Source organism: Lachnospiraceae bacterium JLR.KK002 (genome assembly GCA_036941025.1).
In the GTDB taxonomy this organism is placed as follows: Bacteria; Bacillota; Clostridia; order Lachnospirales; family Lachnospiraceae; genus Petralouisia.
In genome coordinates this window covers 125953-152314 of the sequence record JAYMNP010000001.1, presented here as the reverse complement: position 1 = coordinate 152314, position 26362 = coordinate 125953, and the positions used below count along the sequence as shown (strand labels likewise).

28 protein-coding genes and 3 pseudogenes are annotated in these 26362 nt (G+C 40.2%); 10 read left to right on the top strand and 21 right to left on the bottom strand.

Annotated features, from left to right (window positions below; all coding sequences use genetic code 11):
• The first annotated feature begins 60 nt into the window (after nt 1-60).
• Complete coding sequence (locus tag VSQ32_00815) at nt 61-588, top strand: helix-turn-helix transcriptional regulator (GenBank protein ID MEH2941429.1); 528 nt, start codon at nt 61-63, stop codon at nt 586-588.
• A 367-nt stretch (nt 589-955) separates the two neighbouring features.
• Here the strand turns inward: VSQ32_00815 and VSQ32_00810 are convergent, their stop codons facing one another.
• The 5 genes and pseudogenes from VSQ32_00810 to VSQ32_00790 all read right to left on the bottom strand — a co-directional run bounded on the left by VSQ32_00810 (nt 956) and on the right by VSQ32_00790 (nt 5910).
• Nucleotides 956-2119, bottom strand: a complete 1164-nt coding sequence (locus VSQ32_00810) for an IS630 family transposase (GenBank protein MEH2941428.1) — start codon at nt 2117-2119, stop codon at nt 956-958.
• A 161-nt stretch (nt 2120-2280) separates the two neighbouring features.
• A complete protein-coding gene (locus VSQ32_00805) occupies nt 2281-3024 on the bottom strand; it encodes a hypothetical protein (GenBank protein ID MEH2941427.1) in 744 nt (247 codons plus the stop codon).
• A 17-nt stretch (nt 3025-3041) separates the two neighbouring features.
• Nucleotides 3042-3722: pseudogene (locus tag VSQ32_00800) on the bottom strand (KilA-N domain-containing protein).
• A gap of 115 nt (nt 3723-3837) precedes the next feature.
• On the bottom strand, nt 3838-5136 hold the full coding sequence (locus tag VSQ32_00795; GenBank protein MEH2941426.1) for a tyrosine-type recombinase/integrase: 1299 nt from the start codon (nt 5134-5136) through the stop codon (nt 3838-3840).
• A gap of 87 nt (nt 5137-5223) precedes the next feature.
• Nucleotides 5224-5910: a helix-turn-helix transcriptional regulator gene (locus VSQ32_00790; protein MEH2941425.1), complete on the bottom strand. Its 687-nt coding sequence runs from the start codon at nt 5908-5910 to the stop codon at nt 5224-5226.
• Between the two features lie 180 nt (nt 5911-6090).
• On the opposite strand from VSQ32_00790, the gene VSQ32_00785 reads away from it, so the two are divergent.
• Together VSQ32_00785 and VSQ32_00780 are read left to right on the top strand one after the other, a co-directional pair.
• On the top strand, nt 6091-6306 hold the full coding sequence (locus VSQ32_00785) for a helix-turn-helix domain-containing protein (protein MEH2941424.1): 216 nt from the start codon (nt 6091-6093) through the stop codon (nt 6304-6306).
• A 247-nt stretch (nt 6307-6553) separates the two neighbouring features.
• Nucleotides 6554-7986: pseudogene (locus VSQ32_00780) on the top strand (MobA/MobL family protein).
• A 129-nt stretch (nt 7987-8115) separates the two neighbouring features.
• Here VSQ32_00780 and VSQ32_00775 read toward each other — a convergent pair.
• The 16 genes and pseudogenes from VSQ32_00775 to VSQ32_00700 all read right to left on the bottom strand — a co-directional run bounded on the left by VSQ32_00775 (nt 8116) and on the right by VSQ32_00700 (nt 20825).
• Entirely contained in the window at nt 8116-10596 is a 2481-nt protein-coding gene (locus tag VSQ32_00775) for an FtsX-like permease family protein (protein MEH2941423.1), read from the bottom strand.
• Complete coding sequence (locus VSQ32_00770) at nt 10580-11278, bottom strand: ABC transporter ATP-binding protein (protein MEH2941422.1); 699 nt, start codon at nt 11276-11278, stop codon at nt 10580-10582. Before VSQ32_00770 ends, VSQ32_00775 begins: the two co-directional genes overlap by 17 nt.
• 96 nt (nt 11279-11374) lie before the next feature.
• Nucleotides 11375-12295: a HAMP domain-containing sensor histidine kinase gene (locus VSQ32_00765; GenBank protein MEH2941421.1), complete on the bottom strand. Its 921-nt coding sequence runs from the start codon at nt 12293-12295 to the stop codon at nt 11375-11377.
• Nucleotides 12286-12939, bottom strand: coding sequence for a response regulator transcription factor (locus VSQ32_00760; protein MEH2941420.1), 654 nt, complete (start codon nt 12937-12939; stop codon nt 12286-12288). The genes VSQ32_00765 and VSQ32_00760 overlap by 10 nt, the downstream gene beginning before the upstream one ends.
• 242 nt (nt 12940-13181) lie before the next feature.
• On the bottom strand, nt 13182-13562 hold the full coding sequence (locus tag VSQ32_00755) for a TnpV protein (protein ID MEH2941419.1): 381 nt from the start codon (nt 13560-13562) through the stop codon (nt 13182-13184).
• A gap of 264 nt (nt 13563-13826) precedes the next feature.
• Nucleotides 13827-14012: pseudogene (locus VSQ32_00750) on the bottom strand (KilA-N domain-containing protein).
• Between the two features lie 235 nt (nt 14013-14247).
• On the bottom strand, nt 14248-14718 hold the full coding sequence (locus tag VSQ32_00745; protein MEH2941418.1) for a GNAT family N-acetyltransferase: 471 nt from the start codon (nt 14716-14718) through the stop codon (nt 14248-14250).
• A 42-nt stretch (nt 14719-14760) separates the two neighbouring features.
• Nucleotides 14761-15546: a class I SAM-dependent methyltransferase gene (locus VSQ32_00740; protein MEH2941417.1), complete on the bottom strand. Its 786-nt coding sequence runs from the start codon at nt 15544-15546 to the stop codon at nt 14761-14763.
• Between the two features lie 73 nt (nt 15547-15619).
• On the bottom strand, nt 15620-16081 hold the full coding sequence (locus tag VSQ32_00735) for a GNAT family N-acetyltransferase (GenBank protein ID MEH2941416.1): 462 nt from the start codon (nt 16079-16081) through the stop codon (nt 15620-15622).
• Between the two features lie 146 nt (nt 16082-16227).
• Nucleotides 16228-16605 (bottom strand): TnpV protein, encoded by a 378-nt coding sequence (locus VSQ32_00730; GenBank protein ID MEH2941415.1) that lies wholly within the window; start codon nt 16603-16605, stop codon nt 16228-16230.
• Nucleotides 16606-16613: 8 nt separating this feature from the next.
• Entirely contained in the window at nt 16614-17771 is a 1158-nt protein-coding gene (locus VSQ32_00725; protein MEH2941414.1) for a plasmid recombination protein, read from the bottom strand.
• A gap of 330 nt (nt 17772-18101) precedes the next feature.
• Nucleotides 18102-19076 (bottom strand): AAA family ATPase, encoded by a 975-nt coding sequence (locus tag VSQ32_00720; protein ID MEH2941413.1) that lies wholly within the window; start codon nt 19074-19076, stop codon nt 18102-18104.
• Nucleotides 19069-19218, bottom strand: coding sequence for a hypothetical protein (locus VSQ32_00715; protein MEH2941412.1), 150 nt, complete (start codon nt 19216-19218; stop codon nt 19069-19071). Before VSQ32_00715 ends, VSQ32_00720 begins: the two co-directional genes overlap by 8 nt.
• A complete protein-coding gene (locus VSQ32_00710) occupies nt 19208-19543 on the bottom strand; it encodes a hypothetical protein (protein ID MEH2941411.1) in 336 nt (111 codons plus the stop codon). Before VSQ32_00710 ends, VSQ32_00715 begins: the two co-directional genes overlap by 11 nt.
• Before the next feature lies 1 nt (nt 19544).
• Nucleotides 19545-20624, bottom strand: a complete 1080-nt coding sequence (locus VSQ32_00705; protein ID MEH2941410.1) for a site-specific integrase — start codon at nt 20622-20624, stop codon at nt 19545-19547.
• Nucleotides 20625-20825 carry a LysR family transcriptional regulator gene (locus tag VSQ32_00700; GenBank protein ID MEH2941409.1) on the bottom strand — a complete coding sequence of 67 codons (201 nt, stop codon included), beginning with the start codon at nt 20823-20825 and terminating at the stop codon, nt 20625-20627.
• Between the two features lie 176 nt (nt 20826-21001).
• Here VSQ32_00700 and VSQ32_00695 point away from each other — a divergent pair, with 176 nt between their 5' ends.
• From VSQ32_00695 to VSQ32_00665, 7 genes are all read left to right on the top strand, one after another.
• Nucleotides 21002-21532: a helix-turn-helix transcriptional regulator gene (locus VSQ32_00695; protein ID MEH2941408.1), complete on the top strand. Its 531-nt coding sequence runs from the start codon at nt 21002-21004 to the stop codon at nt 21530-21532.
• A 177-nt stretch (nt 21533-21709) separates the two neighbouring features.
• Nucleotides 21710-22291 carry a helix-turn-helix domain-containing protein gene (locus VSQ32_00690; GenBank protein ID MEH2941407.1) on the top strand — a complete coding sequence of 194 codons (582 nt, stop codon included), beginning with the start codon at nt 21710-21712 and terminating at the stop codon, nt 22289-22291.
• 73 nt (nt 22292-22364) lie between these two features.
• A complete protein-coding gene (locus VSQ32_00685) occupies nt 22365-22949 on the top strand; it encodes a transposase (protein ID MEH2941406.1) in 585 nt (194 codons plus the stop codon).
• Nucleotides 22950-23072: 123 nt separating this feature from the next.
• Complete coding sequence (locus tag VSQ32_00680; protein ID MEH2941405.1) at nt 23073-24236, top strand: IS630 family transposase; 1164 nt, start codon at nt 23073-23075, stop codon at nt 24234-24236.
• 166 nt (nt 24237-24402) lie between these two features.
• On the top strand, nt 24403-24672 hold the full coding sequence (locus VSQ32_00675) for a hypothetical protein (GenBank protein MEH2941404.1): 270 nt from the start codon (nt 24403-24405) through the stop codon (nt 24670-24672).
• A gap of 463 nt (nt 24673-25135) precedes the next feature.
• Nucleotides 25136-25645 (top strand): hypothetical protein, encoded by a 510-nt coding sequence (locus VSQ32_00670; GenBank protein ID MEH2941403.1) that lies wholly within the window; start codon nt 25136-25138, stop codon nt 25643-25645.
• A 57-nt stretch (nt 25646-25702) separates the two neighbouring features.
• Nucleotides 25703-26284 (top strand): hypothetical protein, encoded by a 582-nt coding sequence (locus VSQ32_00665; protein ID MEH2941402.1) that lies wholly within the window; start codon nt 25703-25705, stop codon nt 26282-26284.
• The last annotated feature ends 78 nt before the right edge of the window (nt 26285-26362 follow it).

Below are 26362 nucleotides of genomic sequence, written 5' to 3'. Positions count from 1 at the left end.
CAACGAAAATGTTTAAGTCAAGAATGGTTGTATCACTATAACTACAACGGAGGTTTTATTATGGCAATCGGCAAAAGAATCCGCTTTTTCCGCAATCGGAAAGGCATGACGCAAAAGCAACTGGGCGAACTCCTCGGTTTTCTCGGAAAAACCTCTGATGTCCGTATGGCGCAGTACGAATCAGAATCCAGAACGCCGAAGCAAGACCTTGTAAAAGAAATAGCACATATCTTTGATGTCAGCCCACGAGCAATCACAGTTCCGGAGATTGACAGCTATATCGGGCTTATGCACACGCTCTTTGCGCTGGAAGATATGTATGGGATGAAAATCGGAGAGATTGACGGAGAAGTGTGTCTGCGGCTGGACAAGTCCACCGGCTCCACCTATTCCTCCATGTTTGATATGTTCCACGCATGGCAGGAACAAGCCGCCCGTCTGGAACAGGGAGAGATAACCAAAGAGGAATACGACCAGTGGCGGTACAAATATCCCGAATTAGATACCTCAAATCACTGGAAAAAGGTTGTTCCCTCACAGGCATTAAGCGACTTTATTACGGACGCTCTAAAAGGCGAATCCGAATGATTTTCGCCCCCAAAACATACAAAAAAACCTTACCGACTTTCAGCTTCATTTCTGAAAATCAGTAAGGTTTTTCTGTTATTGAAGTATTCTATTATTCAGTGAGTGATAGCCGAAATGTTGCCAAATCGTTGCCAGAACTTAAACAATTTTGCTTGCAGTCCGCATAAACACAGGCTTTTCCAATCTCATTTCATCACTCGAACTCGACTTTTCCTAACTAATTTTGTTTAAGAATTATTCTCTGTCGAGTATGTAAATCTTTTGATTATTTGATATATCCATATTATCCTGCCTATATGAGCTAATGTTATCATTTTGTTATCGCTGTTGATAACACTAGTATAGCGAATATTAAATTGTTGATAGTTTAAATAGTTGCTGCTTCATCGGGATTAATTTCATCCATTTTATATGTCCAATGATAAACGATTGGATCGGCATTGATCTCATCGAAGTAGCGGTATATCCGCTCCGACAGTTCCTCCTTTGAATTGACGCGGATGCCTTTTAACATCTGCTTTGTCATTTTGCTGAAAAAGCTTTCAATCATATTCAGCCATGAAGTGTGTGTCGGGGTAAATACAAACAAAAAACGGCCTTCGGGTAACGTTGCAAGAAACTGTTGGGTTTCCTTTGAAGTATGGGCTGAGTGGTTGTCCAGTATCAGCCGTATTGTGTCACCCTCCGGATATTTTACATCAAGAATCTTTAGAAACTCGATAAAATCAGAACTTTTGTGTGTCTGGCTGACCAATGGAATTGCCTCCCCTGTCAAAAGGTCAATACCTGCAGGCAGTGACAGCGTCCCAAGCCGCACATACTCATAATCCCGGCGGACATAACCTTTTTCCTCTGTCGGGGTATGGTCGGGATATTTGTTGGCAACAGCCTGGATGCCGGGTTTTTCATCATATGAAACAGTATGTGTCAAATGCCCGTTTTCCGGTATGATGATATTCCCATCAATGCCAAACTGCATCTCGACCTGCTTATAGACCAGGAGGACGTCATGCATCTTATTCTCAAAATCAGGGTCTTTCCGTTCAAGATAATACTTGATCCTGAATGGTTTTATATCCATCTTTTTGAGATATTTTTGGAGCCATGGTTTGGTAACTGTCTTTAAGCGTGGATAGCCGGCTTCTTCAGCATATGCCTGTATATGTCTGTGCAACGCAGCCAGTGTCCATAATTCTGCAGCATAGCCAGGGTCACAGGGTTTTTGGCAGGCTATACTGACAATCCATGCTTTTGCATCGTCAGTAATCTCAACTGGTCTGCCGGAACGCTCGTCATCAAATATGGCAAGGTTAATTCCATTGTTAAGATAACGGTCAATACAGCGCCGGACGGTATTCACACTAATGCCCAGGCCGTCTGCGATAGCCTTGTCTGTCCTGGCTTCGGATTTCCATAGCAATATTCGGGCACGGTCAACAACCTGCGCCTGGATAGTTCTGGCTTTTATCAATGATTTTAGGTAATCACGTTCTTCATCTGATATTGTAATGCTATAAGATAACGCTGGCATAATCAGCCTCCATAAATTATATTTATTAAGTCTATTATACCAGATACCGAAACTATCAACAACTTAATTTATGATATACTAGCTATGTAACTGCGGATAATAGCTATATGTTGTGATTTAAATTATAAGCTATTTTGCTAAGAGAATCAATCCTTTTATTATCAATAAACGGAATATTGTTTCGCATCCCGATAGTTTGCACATAAAAGTTCGTCTACACTATCTTTTAACACAAAATGCTTATTTTTCCATTCTAAAATTACAAAAAACTGATTAATTTTAAAACAAACAAATGTATCTTTTTGCAAGCAAAGTCCATCCCTATAAGTTAGGATATTTTCAAAAATATGCGTTACCCTTTCTTCAAAATTCCCCATCATCGCTTTTGTAACTCCCACATATTCATACGGATAATACATGAATATATTTTTAGGCTTCTTCAAATTTTTTACAATACTAGCAATAGTATTATTTTTGTAAAACTCTTTTCTTAAATCATCCATCTTACATTCCTCAATATCATTAAGAATATTGTTAGGCGGAATATTCGAAACTTTTTCACGTGTCTTTGTAAAAATAAATCCTTTAGACATCTGACTGTAATCGACTTCTGGCATATTCTTATTTCGTTCTCTCATAACATCCGTATCAACCAATAACTTAAAATCAAGTTGATACGTTGATGAATAAACATCATCCTCCCCATTTGATTGTTCTTCAACTAATTTATAGTATTCCATAATAGGACGTTTTTCACTAAAAAAATGCGAACAATTTATAACATCTATCAAAAAATTTTCATACGTTACTCCTGGAAAAGCATTTTTCCCATTTAACATAAAATATTTAGGTTCTATTACCTCAAAGAGCAAATACATCACCTGCTTTCCATTAAAATCAAACATATTATAATCAAATTTACTTAGACCTTATTTTTTGCTGTATCTTTGATTAAATTTTTCTTCAATATTTCAATAGTATCTTTATTTTTTCTCAAAATTTCAAGTTGTCGATACGCCTTTTCCCTTAATATCTTTAATCGTTCAATGTTAGATAACCCTTGTCTTATCAAATCAGCATTCGTATCTTCCAAATTGATAAGCACAACTAATTCCTCTGCCGAAGCAAAATCTCTGATATTAGGTGATTTTCCGCTTATTCCCTTTTCGTTTCTCCATTGTGCCGCCGTCTTACCAAACAAAGCCATATTAAGAATATCTGCTTCGGATGCGTATGTATATGCCATTTCCTGCGGGGATAATGTTGGTGTTATCAGAAATTCCTTTACCGCATCTGTATGAATACGATAATTTATTTTTGAAAGTTCCCTCTTAGCATCCCAACCAATCGCTAATCGGTTTGCTTCATCTTTCTTTAACCGCTGATAGTCCTTAATAATATAGAGCTTAAATTCTGCGGAAATCCACGACGCAAACTCAAAGGCTATATCTGTATGGGCATATGTACCTCCATATCGTCCTGATTTTGATATAATACCGATTGCGTCTGTTGCTCTTATCCACTGTTGCGGTGTCAATGTAAATGCATTATCTCCCGATTCCGCTTTAAACCTATCGAATTCGATAGGTTTAAAATTGGGATTAAAAATTCAATTTTCCGAAATCCCTTGATTTTTCAAGGCTTACCGCCTATCAAATGTTCAAACCTTATGTATTTTCCCTTGTTTTTGCCCTTATGAGCCGAAACAAGGGAAATTTTTATGCTTCGCCCACAACCCTGTCCAAGAGCCTTGCGGAAGTTCGCTTTGCTTCTCTGGTAGAGTGGGCGTAGATGTTCATTGTGGTACTGACATCAGAGTGTCCAAGAAGTTCCTGCACATCTTTTGGCTTTGCACCGCCCGAAAGCAGATTGCTTGTGTAGGTATGGCGGAGTGTGTGGAAATGAAAGTCCTCCAATCCTTCAACCTCTGCCTTTGCCTTGCGGCAAATCTGACCGACTGCACTTGCAGAAACAAAAGCACCGTCCTCCTTTAAGCAGACAAAGGATAATTCCCTGTCATTTTCGGGCGTTTCCTGCGTTCTTTGCAGACTGTAAACCTCATAATAAGTACGACCTTTTTCTTTGACCGTCTTACAGTAATTCAGATGATACAGTTCGCCATAACGGAAACGGTTTTTATGCTGTTCTGTTTTTGCTTTTCGTAAGATGTCTGCCAATGTGTCGCAGAAATCAACGGTACGGACTTTACTGCGTTTTGTTGTGCCGACTTCGTGCTTATGCCTTGTGCCATTGTACCGCATACTGCGTCTTACAGTTAGATACTGCTCGTCAAGGTTGATGTCCTGCCAAGTCAGACCACAGACCTCTCCGATACGCAAGCCTGCATAATAGGCTATCTGCACCGCAAGCAGAGCAGGGTGTTTCTTTGCAATTAAGAAGTCCGTCAGTTTTTGGTATTCCTCGTGTGTAATGGTAGGAATAGGGGCAACATCTTCTTCGCTGTCCGAGAAAATATCGGTTTCCTCTTTTCTGCCACGCAGTTTCACATACTGCATCGGGTTAAAGGTTATCAGCCTTTTCGGAAATACAGCAAAACGAAATGAATTTTGCAGCACCGCCGAGAATTGCAGCATATAGCCTTTGCTCATCGGTTTTGAAGTTGTACCGTCAGGGTTTACCCCTCCGTAACTCATAAGGTCGATAAACGCCTGTAAATGGTCGGCGGTCACGGTTTTCAGTTTTCGGCTGCCAATGGGATATTTCTTAATCTTTTTGACTGCCGCCATATATGCCATAACCGTACCGTTGCTAAGACTGCCGGGCTTCAGTTCTTCCTCTACCCACATATCCAGCATTTCTCCAACCGTGATGTTTTCAGCTTTCCCGACAAACTTCTTTTCCTCATAATCGGCAATCGCCTTTCTGAGCAGGGCTTCTGTTTCAGACTTGCTTTCTGTTCCCACAAACTCTTTCTGTACTTTTCTGCCGCTTTCATCTTCGATGTAGAAGCGTGCGTACCACTTTTTACCTTTTTTTCTTACAGAACCTTTTGCCATAGATAAATTTCCCCTTTCTATCCGTGGCAATCGGGACTGTGACATATGGTGTGCGTAAAGTAATAGTGTCACTTATGCCGATGAATGTCAATCGGCATTTTCACTTGTCAAAGTGCCACGGAATTTTTCTTTTTCAGCAACCCTTTCTTCGGCTGCTGTCACTATCCCGAACAGGTCGCCCATCTTTACAGCGGTGCGTCCCTCATCGTAGATATGTAAAATCCCGTCTAAAAACTGTTTCATATCCTCGATAGGAAGTTCCATTTCTTTACGGTAAACCCTTTCCATAATCGCCCCTGACTCAATCGCATAGCGGCGTAAGGACTGCTTTAAGCCCTCGTCCTCCGCTACACGGTCAACCTCAGCCATAGCGTCTGCAAAGTGATAAGTCATAACCGTATAGAGGTTAATCATCTTTCCGAGGAATGTGGTAAGTAGTTGTTGGTGCGGCTCGCCCTTTACCACAGAAGAAACCGTATCAAGATATTTTTTGATATGTTCTTCCATATCCCTTGCACATAAAGTGCGGCTGTCGTATTCCTTATCTTCGGAAAGTCCTGTCAGCCATTCGGGAGTGGTCAGGAGTGCTTCTGCCAGCCCGTTGATAATCATTGTACGCTTCGGGTCTACACCGTCCGCTTCATATCTTTGAATGGTAGATTTGTTTACTCCGACACGCTTACCAAGTTCGGGCATTGTTAAGTTTAATTCTGTTCGGCGTTCTTTTACTCGTTCACCGACCTGTTTTGCGGTGAATGTAATTTCTTTTTTCAAGGTTTTCACCTCCTATTGCTGATAGTATAGCATAGCGAAACCTATTTTGCAACCATAAATTTAATAATAGGCAAAAATATTTCTTAATCAGTTGCAAAACAAGTTGACAAGGGATAGCAAAATAAGTATAATTACAGATACATAGTTGCAAAATGCGTATTTTGAAAGGAGGTCGATAAAATGAGCAACATCAAAATGGGTTTAACCATAGAAGAAGCAGCAGAATGTACGGGTATCGGAAGAAATACAATGCGTAAGTTGGTAGACTGGGGCAAACTTCCCGTCCTCAAAGTCGGCAGAAAAGCGATTATCCGCAGGGACACTTTAGAGCGATTTATGAGCGTCAATCAGGGAAGAAACCTGCTTAATGAAAACGATGTCCGCAAAGTAGAATAAGCATTCTCCAAGCCCTCGGCGTTTGAGAGCGAAATATACCCCTCGCACAAATCTTCGATTTGTACTCTGGGTATTTCGCCCTTGCAGGGGGCACTGTATCATCGCTTCGGGCAATGCACCGCCGCTATGATACAGAAGAAAACAGCCCGCTGTTTTCTTCGCTGTCCGTCTGCTTACGCCGCCGAAACAGCGGCAACCGATTTCTCGGTTGCAAAAAGAGTATGCCCGTCACGGGAGGAAGGAGTATATGGCAAGACACTCATTTTTACAGATGTCGAAGCTACACAATGTCAAGGGAAGAATATCCTATATCACAAGCCACGCAAGGCAGGAAAACCTTTATGCCACCTACCACACCGCCGACAATGAATTTTGGAGTAGCCTTGCAAGGGAAAGCCAGCAGGAGTTTAAGCGGAGCGGCACAGAGGGGAAATGTATCGAAGCAAGGGAATTGATTATCGCCCTGCCCGAAGTTTATACAAGATACGAGCCGCAGGAAGTCCTTGAAGATTTTACGGAGGAGTTCCGCAAGAGATACGGTGTGGAGTGCGTGTCAGCTCTCCACCACAACAAACGCAAAACCAATTATCATATCCATCTTATCTTCAGCGAAAGAAAACTGCTTCCTGAGCCTGACATCAAGATAGCCACACGCAGCGTGTTCTATGATGAAGCAGGCAAAAGGGTACGCACCAAGAAAGAAATCACAGGGGAGGACGGGCAGATACGAAAAGGCTGCACCGTCATTAAAAAGGGCGAGGTTTACGAAAGCCACCTCTTTACCGTGAAAGATGATAAATTCAAAAGCGAGCCTTTTCTTCGGGAGGTAAAAGAGATTTACACCGACCTTATCAATCGGCATATCTCCGATCCTAAGCAGCAGTTAAAGGTATTTGATAAGAACAGCGTTTATCTTCCCACTAAGAAAATCGGCAAGAACAATCCCAAAGCCGCCGAGATTGAAGCGGATAACGCCGCAAGGCAGGAATGGAACAGAACAGCGGATATGGCGTTGTTATCGGGTATTTCCGAAGCAAAGATTTTAGAAATCAAACAGTCCGAGATACACGAAAAAGCAAGCCAATCTATCAAGTGCAAGGGTTGGCTGCCCAATCTGTTTCGTGGGATTGTAGCAAAGGCAAAAGATTTTCTGCAAAACTTTATTCGGGAAAAAGATATGCCGCCCAAGCCAACGCTTGATATTGATATGGCAGAGTTCCACCATACGCGAAACCTGATGATAAAGTTGCAGGATAAGGCGGTAAAAATTAAAAACTTGCAGGACAAAGTTCTGCCACAGTTGAAACAGCAGCTTGCCGAAACAAAGGGGCTTTTCAAAGGTAAAGAGCGAAAAGCGTTGGAGGCAAAAATCAAAGAAACCGAAGCCGAGATTGCCGACAGGTTAGATAAAATCCCCGATACGCTCAAAGCGGTTATCCCGATGTGCAGGTGTTTATGCGGACTTTCCGAGAAATGGAAAGCGTTGTAGAACAGTACGACCGTGACCTTGCCGAGTGGGAATACCAAGTCAGCAGGAAACCGACAGTCGCCGCTAAAGAACAGCACAGACCGCCCGAAAAGCAGAGCGTGTTAAAACATCTGCGTGAGATACAGGAACGCAACAAGCAGCAACCGCCGCAAAGGCAGCGTAAGAAATCCATTGACAGAGATAGCCGATAGGCATTGAAAAACCGCCGTTATGGTTTTACTCATAGCGGCGGCGTATATAATCATACTCTATTAAAAGATACCGAAAAAAATGTACATTGCCTTTTCTTTATTTAACTCTGATTCCAAACTATAAAACCATTATTCAAATTCCCGTAATCGCTCAACGATAGAACGATTTCTTACAAGCTTTTTGTAAGTAATTAGTGGTGTCAGAATACATATCATCATTATAAGCAAAATTGCATATATCAATGGAAATATAGGCAGCATGAAAGGTATTTTCATGTAATTCATAGATTGAAAAACAAAGTAGGTAATACCTATTCCGATTGTCAGCGTGATAAAAACCGAACCGGCTGCATATAAAATTCCTTCCCGAATCAGTAATTTTCTTATTTGTTTTCTTGACATACCTACGCTTTCCATAATTGAAAAAGTCAACTTTCTATTTTGCATACTACTTGCCATTGTATTGATATAGTTCAACATACCCACCAACAACAAAAGAAGAGAAATTGCCGTACCTATTTCATACATACCACTTTGCGAATCCTGAATTATTTTCATATCATCATATTTTGAAAGGCAAATCAAATCTGAACTGTATGAACTTGATTCAATAATGTTTTTTATTTTATTTTCTGTTTCCACTTCGTAGGATTGTTCGTATTTAATATTGAGACTTAAAATATATGGATTCGCAGTTAAACTTTCCATATACTTTTCACTGATAATCAGATTTGCCCCGATATTCGCAGTTGCTCCATAATAGTCTCCATAATTGACAGCTCCAATTACAATTTCCTGTCTCTCCGTACCAATGAAAAACGGTATGGTACTGCCTATCCATTTTTCTGGTATTTCAAACCCTGCATATTGCAAAATTGCCGTTTTCCCATTCAAAAAATCCTGCTTATCTATAATATTTCCAAGTGTATCATTCAAATAATCAAACTCTGATTCGTCAATTCCCTTTATCATACCATAATATTTTTCAGGGTTTTGTTGATATTCCAAAGCTGTTTCGGAGTATGACAAATATGGTTTTAATTCCGTATAACTTTTTATCCAAAAATCAGAAAAAGAATTCTTGCAATATGGGAAAGTAACAGGAACTCCCTTCACAGCATGAACCTCTTTTATAGCCTCTGTTTCTTCTATATCAGATACAAATTTATCATCAATAGCAGCTTGTAAAGAGGATATATCGTCTGTTATCTGCGTATCATTATATACAATAAAATCAGCGTTCCAATAGTTGGGATATACCGTTCGTTTGCCCTGACTATCAATGAGTGTAGTTAAGCAGAAAAATACAATTAAACTTGTTGCAAGCGATAGAAAAACAACAATAGTTCTTTTTTTGTTTTTTCTAAGCTGATTTATCGCCATGTTCCAATACAAATTGCCCTTGCGAATTTTCTTTGTATAGGCAATTTCAATGTTATCCCTGTATTTGGTGGCTTCAACAGGCGTTACATCCGTAGCAATATGAATCGGAGTTCTAACACCGCATAGTACTGCAATTCCTGATACTAACGCACTCAGCACCAACACTTCTGGATAAAAATGTACCCCCGTATTTCCTAATGAAATTCCAAGAACTTTTATTACATGAGGAATAAGAGTCAAGGAAATTGTTACACCCAGAATTATTCCTGCAATAATCCCTGTCACTCCTACAACTGCTATTTGCTTTTTGATAAGTTGAACCAACTGTCTTTTTGTCATCCCTAATGTTTGCAACAATCCATAATATCTGATTTTCCCAGAAACCGATAGATAAAGAATATTGTAAATCAGCAAATATGCACTCAAACAAATAATAAAACCAAGTCCGAATACGGCAAGCAAGATTGTCAAAGATTTTTCAATATAATCGGTAGCTTGAAAAACCTGTGCTGACGATAGTTTGAGGCTATCTTTTAGATTTTCGATTGTTTTTTCTGTGACATAATTGCTCTTAAACTTCGCTTGTAAAATTCCACTTGATTCTAAATCATAACCTGTCTGCTTGTAAAAATCTTCCGAAACATAGAAATTTTCTTTATCTGTGCCGTAGCCTTTCCAAATTCCGCTGATAACAAAAACTTTTGTATGAATACCTGTATTATCTTCATAAGTTATCGAAAGATTATCGCCAATCTCCAAAGAACTTTTTCCACATTCGGCAAGAACTTCTTCTGTAGCTAACAGTTCATTTTCTTTCTGTGGATAGTGTCCGTCCATTTCGGTTCTTACGGGGCTTTTTTGACTTTCCCAATATGTTTCATCTCCCCAAAGGAAAGCAGCGTTAACTGTACTATCCATATCACTGCTTTTTACATTTCCGCAATAAGACAGCACACCGACTGTTTCAATCTTGGAATTGTTGATAAGAGTTTCTTTCTGATTTGCCGTAAATCCGTTCATAATAACAATGTCCCGTTCTGAACCATATAGACGAGAATTTTGTAATCTGCTTAAGTCCAAATAAGTTAATCCTACAGTAAAAACAGAAAAAAGCATAAATGCAGACAACATAATCGTAACAAATAGAATGGAAAATTGACGCTTATTTGTTCGCACTGTGTTTTTAGCTAATTTGTTTATTATCTGACGATTATTGTTTGCTAACATCAGAATCACTTCCTCCCACTAATTTTCCATCTTGTAATCTAACTATTCTATCTGCCATTTGTGCAATATCCAAATCGTGTGTAATGACAATTAGTGTTTGCTGATATTCTCTTGCAACAATTTTTAAAAGTCCTATAACATCATGGCTGGAAGATGTATCAAGATTGCCAGTTGGCTCATCTGCAAGGATAATGGCAGGTTTAGCCGCTAATGCTCTTGCGATAGCAACCCTCTGTTGCTCTCCGCCAGATAGCATAGAGGGAAACATTTCTGTTTTATCTGCAATGTGAAGTGTTTTCAGCAATTCTTGTACAAATTCTTTATCAGCTTTAACTCCGTCAAGTTCTAATGGAAACAATATATTATCATACACATTTAAATCTGGAATCAGATTATATTGTTGAAAAATAAAACCTATTTTTCTTCTTCTAAAAAGAGCAAGTTGCTCCTGATTCATTTCCGATAGATTTATACCATCTACAATTACTGATCCAGATGTAGGAGAATCGAGACCTCCCAACATATGAAGAAGAGTGCTTTTTCCACAACCAGATTTTCCTATAATAGAAACAAACTCCCGTTCCTTTACTTCAAAATCCACTCCGTTTAAAGCAACTACGGTATGAGTACCGACTTCATAATGCTTTTTTAAAGACTTTGTTTTTACAATGATATTTTCCATAGACATTCCTCCGTTTCTGTTTTTATCATAGAATAGAAAAATCACAAACTGTTCACAAAAAGAAAAAATCACAAAACTGTGATTTTTCCATGCGGTCTAATTAGGGAAATATAAATGAAAAGTACTTCCTTTTCCTGATTCTGATTCAACTTCAATATATCCTTTTTGCATACAGATAATTTCTCGTGCCAGATATAATCCAATACCTACACCCTCTGTATTATGAACATCTGGCTCACGGTAAAAACGGTTGAATATCATTCCCTGTCTTTCTAAAGGAATCCCTTTTCCCGTATCGGTAATGCTAATTTTTGTGAAAATGGTTTCTTTGTTTACGACTATGTTGATACTGCCATTTACGCTCGTATATTTAACTGCATTATCAAGAATATTAAAAATAGCTTCTGCTGTCCACTTTTTGTCATGCTCAAGTTGAAGTGTTTCATCATATGTAACATGAATCTGAATGTTTTTCTTATCTGCTTTTGGAACAACTGCTCCAATCGCCAATGCAAGAGTTTCTGCTATAAACTGTTTTGATTTCTGTATTTTGATTGTTCCAGTTTCCAATCGTGACATTTTTATCATGTTTTGAAGAAGAAAATCCAATTTATCCACTTGCTTGCTCATTTTTATTAAATGCTCTGTGCTTTCTGATTTATTTACTTTGTCGAAAAGCATTTCTTGATATAATTTAATATTCGCAAGAGGTGTTTTGGTTTGATGGGATATGTCAGAAACTAACTCTTTTAAATTTTCTTTTTCTTTGAACAGTTCTTGATTTTTATGCGTATACATATCAGAAATACGACATAGCTTTTCATAAACCATGCCCCATAAGTCATCTTGTTCACAGATTGTTTTGTTTAAATTTCTGCTGTTTAATAACTCATTTAAACTATTTTCTAATTTTTCTGTAAAGTCATAAATATCGTGTTTCAGACAGCGATTTTTCCATAATAGACTTATAATAATCCCTATGAACAACACAATAATAAGAATGTAAATTATTTCCATATATATCCCATTCCGTATATGTTTGAAATATAACTATGTTTGTCTGTTTCAATTTTCTTTCGCAAACGGTTAATGTTGACTGCAAGAGTATGCTTATCCATAAATTCAATTCCTTCTTCCCATAAGGAATCCAACAAAACAGAATAAGTTAGTAATTGTCCTTTATTATCAATCAATTTTTTCAAAATACGGTATTCGGTAGGCGTAATAGGACAACTTTTTTCTTCAATCTGTACAACTCCTAATTCAAAATCAATCTTTAGAAAACCGTCATCGTATATGTTTGTTTTTTTAACTTCCCTTGACAATATAATGGATATTTTCTTTAACAAAATTTTCATGGAGAAGGGCTTTGTCACATAGTCATCTGCTCCTATTTCATAACCATTTAGAATATCTTCTTCTAAATCTCGTGCAGAAAGAAACAATATCGAAACATTATTTCGTGCTTTTATCCATTTACAAAAATGAAATCCGTCGCCATCAGGCAAATTTATATCTAATATTGCTAAATCAAAGGTATGATTGATTGCGATAGCTTGTCCGTCTTTACAAGTATAAGCATTATATACACGATAGTTTTCTTTTTGTAAAGCTGTGCAAATCGTTTGATTTAATTCTAAATCGTCTTCAAGTACAAGAATTGTATAAATAAGTCATCTCTCCTCTGCATAAATAACTATGCCTCATTTAATGTCTATATTATAAACAATTAAAATGGCAGTATCAAGATTTTTATACCTTTGTATACCTTTGGAACAAAGTATTTCCATTTTGTTGGTCTTATCCTAATTAAAACATATAGATACTGTTATTCTTCTATGTTAAATCACACATAAAAAGAGCAACTATGCTTATTAGCTATAATTGCTCTTTCCGTAATTGCTTAAATATAGATGATTTCAGTGCAAACTATTTCTCTTGCCCTTGCTTGTATCTCGTTCATTCTTCCAATCCACAACATCGGGTTTTCTGCTTTGAGTTGTTCGGTCACACCCTCCTTATCAGCCATTTGCTCAACTAATCGAAACATCATTTCCGTTGCCTGTTCGTCAATATCAGCAAGATAACAGTTCAATTTTCCGCTTGTGAGAAGCGTGGTATAAACTGCCCGTTTATGTTCCTGCAAATAGTGTTTGTGTCGCTGCCCCCATAAGCCGATAGGCTTGTGTCCTTTTTCGGCTGGTAAAGTAAGGCAAGGAATATAATAATCTCCTTGCAGTTCATACCAAAGACCGTTGCTTTCATCATAAATATACTTGTCCATTAAAAAATCCTCCGTTATAATATATTCGCACATACATCACATTTCCCCGATTGCCACACTTTGTTATATCTTGTTATGAGATTTTTCTGCCCTTGATTTTGCCCTTATGATTGTGCAGAACAAGGGTAACATTGTGTGAAACCATATAAAGAATTAAGGTGTACTGATTGCGATAAATCCTTTATTTTCAAGGCTTTTGGAGGATTTTATTAAAACCCTATGAGGTGTGATAAACACCTGTAAAATTATGAGTTTCTAATTGAAATTATGAATCTGTTCCCACAAACCCAAAAATGCAATCGTGGAATGATTACGCATCCAGTTCGCAACCACGATAAAAGCATTGTCTGGATTTTTATATTTGGCAATATCCGTTAAAGAAATATAAGCTTCTTCATTTACAACATCACCTATTACTCTGATTTCTGTCCCATTGGCATCTATTTTCATATTTTTCATTATCTCCAACCACTTCCTTTATCACAGATTATCCCTTATATGACAGCATATATAACAGGCACTCTTGTAGCAATTTTTCTGGATTGTGTTCCAATTCTATTATCGCTTTTATCTCCGTTTTAGCCTTATACGGAATAGTGCTATTATTCTCAATAATGTTTTTAAGGCTTCCTTTACTGTTTTTCATCTAAATTATCAGACATTTACATATGCCCTCCTCATCACACTACAACCGACAAACCATGATGTATTCTTCCTCATTTTCGTCAATGACTTCAAAACCCACTTTCTGATACATACGAACCGCATAATTTACCTTCTGTACAGAAAGGGATGTCCGTCTGTAGCCTTTATTCTTTAAAAATTCAAGCATATCCCTCATAAGTGCTGTACCAATGCCCATATTCCTATATTCCTCATACAGTGAAATAGCAAATGAAGGCGTTTCATCATCAATATGCCCGTAATCATCCATAATACGCACCCATACTGCGCCTACAATCTTCCCTTTTACTTCTGCAACTAAGCACCAATCATCTTCTTTTCCAAAATCCTCAACATATACTTGCAGCTCTGGCTGCTCAATTATAGATTTTGGCGGCTTGTCCATGCCCTCTGGAATAAAAATTGCTTCATACAGAAAATCAGATAATATTGGATATTCATTTTTTCTGATTTCTCGAATTTTATAATCCATATTTATGCAAAACCTCATATATGTTAATTTAACAAACAAAAATTAATACTTTTTAAGCTCTGCAATAGCAGCATAATGCAAAATCTCAAATTCATTCAGCGCAATTCGTCCAAGGAGCGTCATATGCTCTTGTTCCCACATCGAAATCTCTTTCTGGGTAAGTGAAGCGCCAAGCCCACGGCAAGCCTTCATTCTTCCATTCCAGCTTTCACGGGTAAACGGTATTCTTAGAGTAAATTCTTCATGATATACAAGCGCAAAGTTTTCTTTATAACAATCTGGTATGTCTATTGGATGTTTCGTTTCTCCTGCACCACTCCAATTTGGATTATATTTTAATACGAGTTTTTCACTGGCTCCTGCAATCTCATCCTCAAACGGCAGCCATGCCATATATAAAACAAGAATACTTCCCCCTTGTTTCAGCATACGATAAAACTTAGGCATAACAGTTTCATGGTCAAAATACCAAAAACACTGACAGGCTGTAATTACATCAAAAGAATTATCCGAAAAACTTATATCCTCTGTTGATATAACATGATAATCTATATCCATACCCTTTGAGAGAATTTTTGCTTGTTCAATTTGGTTTTCTGAAATATCCGCAGCCGTCCACTTCGCCCCATATTGATACATATTTCTAGGAAGAACCCCCGTTCCTGTTCCAATATCAAGGACAGTTTGTCCGTCCAAGCATAATTTACGGTCAACAATCCTTTGATAAAACTCTTGTGGATAAATATCACGGAATTTCGCATAATCTAAAGAAGTTTGCCCCCAGTCAAAGGGTTTTCCGCTATCTATGTCTTTGTTTATTATCTTCATATCATTATCTTCCTCAATCTTAATTTTCTTTATATGCAGCATTACGATAAATTTCTTATATGCCTGTTTCAACTTATAATTCTTTTCCCATACAGAGAGACTCTGGCATATCTACATACGCACCATAATTAGGAATTTGCTTAAATCCTAACTTTAAATATACATGACAGGATTCCGCTAAAAGTTCTCCTGTTTCCAAAATCATTTTCTTATATCCCAGTTCTTTCGCCCACTCTATTAGTTTAGAAACCAACTCTGTTCCTATGCCCTTTCCTTGTTCAGTTGGTATGACAAACACTCTTTTTAGCTCTACTGTATTTTCATCATAAGGACGTATCGAACCACCACCAATCGGATTATTTCCCCGATAAACAACTATCGCTTCGTTTATTTTATCAATTAGGTTATATTGAGCATACTTATCCCGTTTAATCACTTTTCCAACTCGCAAATCCAAATCCTCATCAAGTAACCTGCAATTTTCTATAAAATCTTTGTTATTTCCATCGCATCTTAAAAATATAATTTCGCTCATCTTTATCTTACCTCCAAAAATCCCCAATTTCGCAGTCTAATTTCTTTTTTTCAGTATACATGAATTTATAAGATTTTTCAATTCCCCGAACTATTTTTGCTTAATTGAGAGGCACTTCCACATACCGTAGAAGTGCCACCTATCACTTATAAATAGATTACCTCGTTTTCCACAATTTCCCTCGCACAAGCCCGAATATTATTCATTTTTTGAACCCATAAAAGCTGATTTTCTGCCTTTAATTGCTCCGTTACTCCATGCTTGCCGGCATACTCCTTTACCAGCCGAAAAAACATATCCTCTGCCTGTTCATCTACGCTTGCAAGGTATTCATTCAGCCTGCCGCTTGTCAGCAGATTGAGATAAACGAACTGTTTATGCTCTTTAAGATACCGTAAATGCCGCTGTTCCCAAATACCAATCAGCTTTTCTTCTTCGGGAGGTAATGCAAGCTCTGGGAGGTAATAGTCGCCTTTCTTTGCATACCAAAGACCGTTACTTTCATCATAAATCCTGTTTTCCATAGTGTTTCCTACCTTTCTTCTTTGTTGTTTTTAAAGCGTTTTTCACGCTGTTTTGATTTTTGTGCTGCTTTTGCCTGCTCTAAAAGATTGTCCATCTGCTTACTTCCAAATGCCTTACGGAGCAGCTTATAATCTTTGTTTTCTACACGGAGGTTTTCATTTTCCCCTGCCAGTTTCTCATTGGTTTTCCTTAACCCCTCATTCTCACGGTGGAGGTTGCTGTTTGTGACATTCAGCCGATAGTAGCTGTCCCACGCTTCAAAGCACCTTATAAGAGCTGTTTTAACAAGCGATTTCAGCTTTTGCGCCAAAGGCTCTGCCACTTTATTCTTATAGGACTTTGCAGACATGAACCCCTGCGGCTCTGGCAGCTGGTACTCTGAAGAAGTGTCAAGCGCCTGTTCCAGAGTTTTTAGGTTTTCCATGCCTTTGTCGTAATTCTCCACCCTGTCCGACAATACTTGAAATTCCTCTTTTTTCTCTGAAATCTGCCCTTCAAGTTGGATGACCTCTTTTTCCCGTTCCTGCTTTTTATAATCAAGGACAGACAAATGTTTCTCATGCGTGCCTTTATGCTCCCATTCAATGCCATGCCGCCCCATCACAGCGGCAAGGTTTTCTTTTTCGGACTGTACCCACTGGCTCCACTCCGTATCGCCACGGGAGCCGCCTTTGAATCCCTGCGCCGCCAACGCCTGTTTCAAAGATACCCTCGTATCAAGCCCGCGCTTACTGCCAGTCGTGAATGGGACAAAATCAATATGAAGATGCGGCGTTGCTTCATCCATATGGATATGAGCGGAAAATACATAGAGATTAGGGTTCCTCTCTTGGAATCCATGATAATATTCATCTAAAATCTTCCTTGCAAGCTGTCCGTTCTCACTTCCCGCACCCATATTTTCCTTATCGCCAATCTGCAAAATCAGTTCATGGAACGGCTTTTCCTGCTTTGAGTTCCGTATCTTCTCGTAATAATCGGCAATGCAGCGGTCTGCCCTTGTCTGTTTCTCGTTATATCTCTGTAACGCTTCATCGAATAGCTTATGATACACTTTCTTTATATTCTCATTGCAGTAATCTACATTAAGGTGTGAACGGTCACCATCCACATTTTCAGCCTTAAATTTGCGGCTGTTATGGTTGACCGAGCCTTTCCCAACCATTGCGCTAATCGTCCGTCTTATAAAATCACTCCCTTTCTTTTCGGCTGGTAGGCTTTGTTACTTTCCCGAAAGTAACCGAAAGTAACGCAAAAGCACTTTTGTCAGCTGTGCCAACAAAAATGCAACCTGCAGGCAGGTTTTGCGCTCTCCGAGGGGTGAGCGTGTGCCAGTGGCACACAAGCTGCGAACCGACCGAGTCGGCAGACGAGACAGGGCGGCTTTTTGTAAAAAGCCCCCTGCACCCCGCAAAAACTTTAATATTGTCCACTCCCAACCGAAAAAGAACATTGCAAGATTGCACTTGTCCTAAACATTTGCAATGTTGCAACCTTAACAGTTGCTCGCTTCTTTTTCTTCGGGAAGTTCCCAATACCACCCATTGCCTTCCTTTATTGACTTAACGCCGAGAGATTTTTTTGCTTCGTCAAGCACTCTTTTTGAGATGCCGATATTCTGTGCTTTCTTTAATATAAGCTGCTGTTGGTATTTCCCATCAGACAGGCAATCCATGATTAATTTCTCTGCTTGTTCGGATTTCTTTTCACGGCTAATGCCGTTTAATAAATCATCAATGGAAATGTCATAATGACCTTTCCATACAAATCCAGTTTCTTTATTCAGTTCAAAAGCAATAGGCTCACCTTCAGGCGCAAGGGAAGATTTTTCATGCGCAACTACCCGCACTTCCTTGTTTTCCTTGAGCCTGCCGACAATGAGTACGCTTCGTGCCGTTGCTTGGAAGTCGATTGAGCCAAGCCCTCTGTAATTTGCTTTTCCGCCCTGTACTTTATTCAAGTGTCCGACAAGGATAACGGCGCATCCATGTTTTTCTGCTACCCGTCCTAACTGCGAAAGGACATTGCGGACTTCGTTTGCCCTATTCATATCAATTTGAGCGCCGATATACGCTTGTACAGGGTCTAAAATAATTACCTTTGCGCCCGTTTCAATAATTGCCTGTTCAATTCTTTCATCAAACATTGAGAGCGCAGCTTCCGACTCGTCAATTACCTTGATTTGCGTACAGTCGGCATTGGCTGCAAGCAGACGGGGCTTAATTGTGTCGCCAAGTCCATCCTCTGCGGTTTGGTAAATAATTCTTATCGGCTCACGCTCTGTATCGTCACAAGGCAGTTTATCTCCCCTTGATAAGATAGCAGCTAACTGTAAAATCATCATTGTCTTTCCATCGCCGGGGTCTCCGTGGACAATGGTTATCTTTCCATAAGGAATATACGGATACCAAAGCCACCCGACCTCGGTTGCAGGTATCTCGTCCATGTTCAAAATTTTAAGCTCAGCCATTGCAGCCACCGCCTTTTTCTACGAAAATATTGAATTTTTCGGTTTTTAGGATTATACTATTACTATTACATTTTTGAAGTGACTGCTCCGTATCTGCGCCAACAGATACAATAGGAGCAGTCACTTCTTTTTTATCCGTCATTTTCACCTTCTCCTTTCAGACCGCCGAGGATAACCGCAATCAGTTCGATTGTGTCAAACAGTTCTTCATTTACACCCCCGCCCGCTTCAATCCTCTGCAATTCTGCAAAGACAGCGGCAAGCTCGTTGCGGAGAGCCTTATACACCCTCGGATTGCCCTGCACTACCACATCTTGGCATAAGAGCCGCCTTGTGATATAGTCCTGTTTGGTAAGCCCCGAAAGCCGCACCGCTTTGTCAATCCGCTCATTTTCTTCGGGGGATACCCGAAAGGCGACGGTCTTGTTCCTCCAACGGTTGCAGTTGTCTAAATTCTTTGCCGACATATCAAAAATCCCCCTTTCCTAAATCGTCAAGCCTGTCTGCCATTTCTGCCTGCTTTGACGGAAATAAATGTGCATAGCGGTAAGTGATTTCAATGCTCTCATGCCCCACACGGTCGGCAATCGCCACCGCCGAGAACCCCATGTCAATCAACAAACTGATGTGGCTGTGGCGTAAATCGTGAATCCGTATACGTTTTACCCCTGCGGCTCTTGCGCCTCTATCCATCTCGTGATGGAGATAGCTCTTTGTTATTGTAAAGATACGGTCTTTTTTCTTTAAACCATACAGCATACCGATATATTCCTGCATTTCCTCGCAGAGAAACTTCGGCATTTTGATTGTACGGTTGCTCTTTTTCATTTTCGGGGACGTAATCACGTCCTCCCTATGCAGGCGTTGGTAGGATTTGTTAATCGTGACTGTTTCCTTATCAAAACTAAAATCTGCGGCGGTCAGGGCTAATAATTCTCCCTCTCGGATTCCGCACCAGTAAAGCATCTGGAACGCATAATAGGAAACTGACTTGTCCATCATTTCATCCGCAAACCTCTTATATTCCTCTTTCGTCCAGAACAGCATTTCTTTGTGTTCCTCGCTCCCCATATTGCCCGCCTTTGCCGCAGGATTGGAGCGGAGGTCATAATACCGTACTGCATGGTTGAATATCGCTGAAAGCTGATTGTGAACTGTTTTCAGATACGTCTGCGAATAGGGATTGCGTTTTTCATCACGGTAGGCAAGCAGCTCATTCTGCCATGCAATGATTTCTTTTGTGCCAATCTCACTAATCTTCATCTTGCCGAAGTACGGAAGAATCTTCGTCCGAATGATATGCTCCTTTGTCAGCCACGTGTTTTCTTTCAATCTGTTCTTGACATCATTCGCATAAAGCTCTGTAAAGGCTTCAAAGTCCATGTCAAGGTCAGCGGAATTTTGCAACTGGAATTTCCGCTCCCATTCCTGCACCTCCCGCTTTGTGGCAAACCCACGCTTGCATTTCTGTTTCCGCTCCCCTTTCCAGTTCACATACCTTGCCATCACATACCATGTGCCGTTGCCCTCGTTCTTAAATACTGGCATTTACTCCATCTCCTTTCCCTGTTTTTCCCCCGCCCCGTAGAGTCTTTCCTCAAAATACTGGCGGTTGACACGCCCCGCAATCGTGATAAACCCCTGCTCCTTCAGCTCGTCATTTAATTTCTTGATGAGCTTGTAAGCATAAGGCTTTGATACGGAAAGCTCTTGCGCCACCTCGTCCACACGGATAAATTTGTTGTCCATACAACCTCTCCTTTCTCTTTCTAAGCGTTTTTGCTTAATTCATAATACTAAACATTTTTGCTACTGTCAATAGGTTTGCAAGAAAATATTAAACTTTTTTGTTTCGCTTATTCTTGACTTTTTCTAAGCATATATGCTATACTCCTTATAAACATACGAACAAGGAGTGAAACATTATGGCGATTGGCGAAAGAATACATTTTTTCCGCATCATGCGGGGCATGACACAGAAATACCTTGGTATGCTTGTCGGTTTTCCCGAACGGAGCGCAGACGTGCGTCTGGCACAGTACGAAACTGGCTCACGCAAGCCAAAAGCAGACTTGGCGGCTGCACTGGCACAGGCTCTTGACGTTGCGCCGCAGGCTCTGGACATACCCGACATTGACAGCTACATCGGTCTTATGCACACCTTATTTGCACTTGAGGACATTTACGGTCTTACCGTCAGTGAAGCAGACGGAGAAGTCTGTTTGAAAGTCAACAAAGACAAAAGTAAGGATGCCGCCGAATTACTGCAAATGCTTACCGCTTGGCAGGAACAGGCTACAAAGCTCTCTGCCGAGGAAATCAGCAGGGAAGATTACGACCAGTGGCGGTACAATTACCCGAAGTTTGACACTACGCAGCATTGGGCGAATATCCCATCTAAGGAATTGAGCGATACCTTAGTCGAAGCGTTCAAGGACAAACTAAAAACCGATTGACAAGCACGACAAAAAACGCCCTTAGCCATGAGTTCCTACCCACAGCTAAGGGCGTTTTAAATATGGATTTATGCTAGTACAATGTTTCTTTGATAACCATATACTTTTTTCTTCCATTTTTTTATAAAATATGCAATAATATCTTAACAGGAATTGGTTCAAATTGGAGGGAATATTATGCGTGGTTTTCAAGCTGCTTCTTTTACTTTGTCTGATAAGGCAGAAACAATATTAAAAAATTTCAGCACCAGCTATTCCCTGCCATCATGTATTGTGACCCGATCCAAAATTATATTGATGGCCGCGGAGGAGAAAAACAATACCCAGATCGCAGAAGCGCTTGGAACCACCTATTCGACTGTCAGCATATGGCGGAATCGTTTTTATAACAACATAGACCTTATTGCCCAGACGGAGGAGTATGACGGACCGGATGGTGATAAAAAGCTGTCTGATGTCATAAAGTCTGTGCTTTCAGATAAACAAAGACCCGGAAAAGAGCCTGTATTCACCCCGGAACAGATCATGCTCATCAATGAACTGGCGTGTAAAAACCCAAAAGACTTTGGCTGTGAGCTGAGCTGCTGGAATCTTGCATCCCTTGCGAAAGAAGCTGTCAGGCAGGGTATCGTGGGATCCATTTCTGTCGCAAGTGTACAGAGGTTCCTTAAATTTGCGGGTATCGCACCATGGAAAAACCGTTACTGGCTCAACTCCCCGGAAAGGCACGATAACCCGGAATCCTTTAAAAAAAATTGAAACAATCTGCGGCATCTATCTTCAGGCTTCGGAACTTGCTGAATGCGGTACGGAAGTATATTCCACGGATGAAATGACCGGGATCCAGGCATTGGAGCGCAAATATCCGGACAAGCCGGTACGCCCGGGCAGCCCGGCGCTGCATGAGTTTGAATACATCCGTCATGGCACTATAAGTCTGATCACATTCCTGCGTGTTGCAGATGGCAGGATCCAGTCACCGTATCTGAACAGCACACGAAATGAGGAAGATTTCTGCAATGCTGTGGGGCAGCTTATATCAGAGGATGCAGATAAAAACTATATCATTATCTGTGATGGTCTTAATACCCATAAATCCGAAGGACCTGTAAAGTTGGTTGCACAGAAATGTTCCATTACGGTTGATCCTGGTATTAAGGGAAAGAAAGGCATACTGGAGAGCATGAAAAGCAGGGAAACTTTCCTTATGGATGAAAGCCACAGGATTCGTTTTGTATATACGCCGAAGCACAGTTCCTGGGTGAACCAGATAGAAATCTGGTTTGGTATCATCAATCGGAAGCTTTTGAAAAAAGGCAGCTATAAATCCGTAGAGGAAATGGCTCAAAGCATCCTTAATTTTATTAAACAATACAATTTAACAGCCAAAGCATTTAACTGGAAATATGCTGGTTAAAAACAGCCTTGATAGTATATGAGCATCAAAAAAACGCTGTACTAGTATATCATAAATTAAGTTGTTGATAGTTTCGGTATCTGGTATAATAGACTTAATAAATATAATTTATGGAGGCTGATTATGCCAGCGTTATCTTATAGCATTACAATATCAGATGAAGAACGTGATTACCTAAAATCATTGATAAAAGCCAGAACTATCCAGGCGCAGGTTGTTGACCGTGCCCGAATATTGCTATGGAAATCCGAAGCCAGGACAGACAAGGCTATCGCAGACGGCCTGGGCATTAGTGTGAATACCGTCCGGCGCTGTATTGACCGTTATCTTAACAATGGAATTAACCTTGCCATATTTGATGACGAGCGTTCCGGCAGACCAGTTGAGATTACTGACGATGCAAAAGCATGGATTGTCAGTATAGCCTGCCAAAAACCCTGTGACCCTGGCTATGCTGCAGAATTATGGACACTGGCTGCGTTGCACAGACATATACAGGCATATGCTGAAGAAGCCGGCTATCCACGCTTAAAGACAGTTACCAAACCATGGCTCCAAAAATATCTCAAAAAGATGGATATAAAACCATTCAGGATCAAGTATTATCTTGAACGGAAAGACCCTGATTTTGAGAATAAGATGCATGACGTCCTCCTGGTCTATAAGCAGGTCGAGATGCAGTTTGGCATTGATGGGAATATCATCATACCGGAAAACGGGCATTTGACACATACTGTTTCATATGATGAAAAACCCGGCATCCAGGCTGTTGCCAACAAATATCCCGACCATACCCCGACAGAGGAAAAAGGTTATGTCCGCCGGGATTATGAGTATGTGCGGCTTGGGACGCTGTCACTGCCTGCAGGTATTGACCTTTTGACAGGGGAGGCAATTCCATTGGTCAGCCAGACACACAAAAGTTCTGATTTTATCGAGTTTCTAAAGATTCTTGATGTAAAATACCCGGAGGGTGACACAATACGGCTGATACTGGACAACCACTCAGCCCATACTTCAAAGGAAACCCAACAGTTTCTTGCAACGTTACCCGAAGGCCGTTTTTTGTTTGTATTTACCCCGACACACACTTCATGGCTGAATATGATTGAAAGCTTTTTCAGCAAAATGACAAAGCAGATGTTAAAAGGCATCCGCGTCAATTCAAAGGAGGAACTGTCGGAGCGGATATACCGCTACTTCGATGAGATCAATGCCGATCCAATCGTTTATCATTGGACATATAAAATGGATGAAATTAATCCCGATGAAGCAGCAACTATTTAAACTATCAACAATTTAATATTCGCTATACTAGTCATCTAAACCTCTTGCAAATCATTCTCCCACCAACAAACCACTTGACAGTAAGAATAATCGCACTTAAACGACTGTTATCAATTTGTTATCAAAAGACCTTTCCAAAGTCCGCAAACCCGCATAAATACTAGGTTTGCTAAGCATTTTTGCTTATTCGAACTCAATCGTTGCGGGTGCAGATCACGCTGACGGAATTATCGCAGAACTCCGCAGTTATATTGAAAAGGGTTATGACCTGATTCTGACCTCACATTACACACCGGAGGACTTAAAAGACGCACAAACGAAAATCGACTATCTGGAAAATCTGAAAAAGATTGCGGCAAATTGTGCGGATGCTGACATCTTTAAAACAGAGGTACAGAAAGAATACCCCGCATACCCATTTATCAAACAGGGTTAAAAAACTTGTCCAGTTTATTGTAACCTATCCATATTTCATCATGTCATTCAGGGAGTTTCCTGGCGGGACAATCGGCCTGACATTGAGTTCTCTGTCTATGATAAATTCAATAACCGCAGGCGTTTTCGTATTCTGCTTTGCACTTATCAAAGCTGTTTTTATATCTTCTGGTTTTGTAACACGGATGCCTTTCGCCCCGATTGCGACGTCAAACCGCTTTTTTCCATGTCAATCGGATATTCCATTTTCCAGCGGTTTATTTCGTCTGTCCATTCTGAAACATGTAGTGGCTTTGCCTTTTCAATCAAAGCACATATCTCCTTATAATTGTCGAATAATTTCATAAATTGTCGAAATATACAGAAATTTGTCGACTAATTTTACTTGAATTTCACTAATTTTCGCTATATACTGATAAAAACAAACAATTTATATCAACGAAAGAACAGGAGGAATCAAATTTATGAGTAAAGGTAAAAAACGAGCTCTGATTATCGCAGCAATACTTCTGCTCCTTATCCTTACCATTGTCGTCTGCTATTTTCTGTTTACAAAAGAAGATGATAACGACCTTTTATACGACGACAATGCAACTGCCGGCATTCTGCCGGGTGTGGATGTGGACGAACGGAGAAAAGAACTGCAGAATCTTCTGGACCGCAGCATGATTGCATTTTCCATCAACACCTCTCCCGTTTTCCTGAACGGAACCTCGGAAGGCAACCTGCTGATTGAAAATCCCGGAAACAATGCAAAGCTCCTGCGGGTCAGCATTCTGATTGACGATACAAACGAGGAAATTTATGCTTCCAGATATTTAAAACCGGGAACTTACATTGAAAATGTCAAACTGGATAAGGTTCTGGAAAAAGGAACTTATAACGCCACCGCTTATTTCCTGGCGTATGAAGAAGACAGCGGAGAATATATCGGGCAGACAGGAGCCCAGATTACCATTACGGTGCAGAACTGACACCGCTCCATGAACCACGCTATTATACTGCGGCAGACGGGGACAGGAGGTATACATATGAAGAAAAAAACCATGTTTTTACAGCTTGTACTGGCAGCATGTCTGCTCTTTTCCTCAACTGCATTCGCCGCTGAGCCTGCTTCCACCAGAGACATTCCCGTTGGAGGTTCCGGACAGGTGGAGATGGTAGGAACTGTAGAACCGACGATTCTCACCGTCACCATGCCATCCTTTGTACCTTTTAACATCAGCAACAGCCTTTCCACCCAGAACAAAGTTATTTCTCCCAGAATCAATGTGAAGAATAACTCAAACGTTCCGGTTCAGGTAGACGTGGCTTCCACCAGAATTGACATCAGCAAGCTGAAAAATACAACCTGGAGCAACACCGGCGCAGTCAATGCACACCAGATTGCCATTGGTCTGAAACAGGAAGAAGTTGCAAACGAAATGCCGAAGGATCTGGCCAACACCAGATGGCTGCAGCAGAACCAGACAAATGAAATGAATGTTCTGATTCTGGATGCAAATCAGGACGGAGCTCTGTATGTGGTAGGAACTCTGGGCCAGGATGTATCAGAAAGCGCCACCTTTAACGTAACGCCTACCTTTGTGGTAAGGAAAACATCCATTCAGTAATTTCAGGATACCGATATAACAGACTGATTACATAATTCACCCGTCTGCCGCAGTATATAGATATAAAGAAAGGACTTA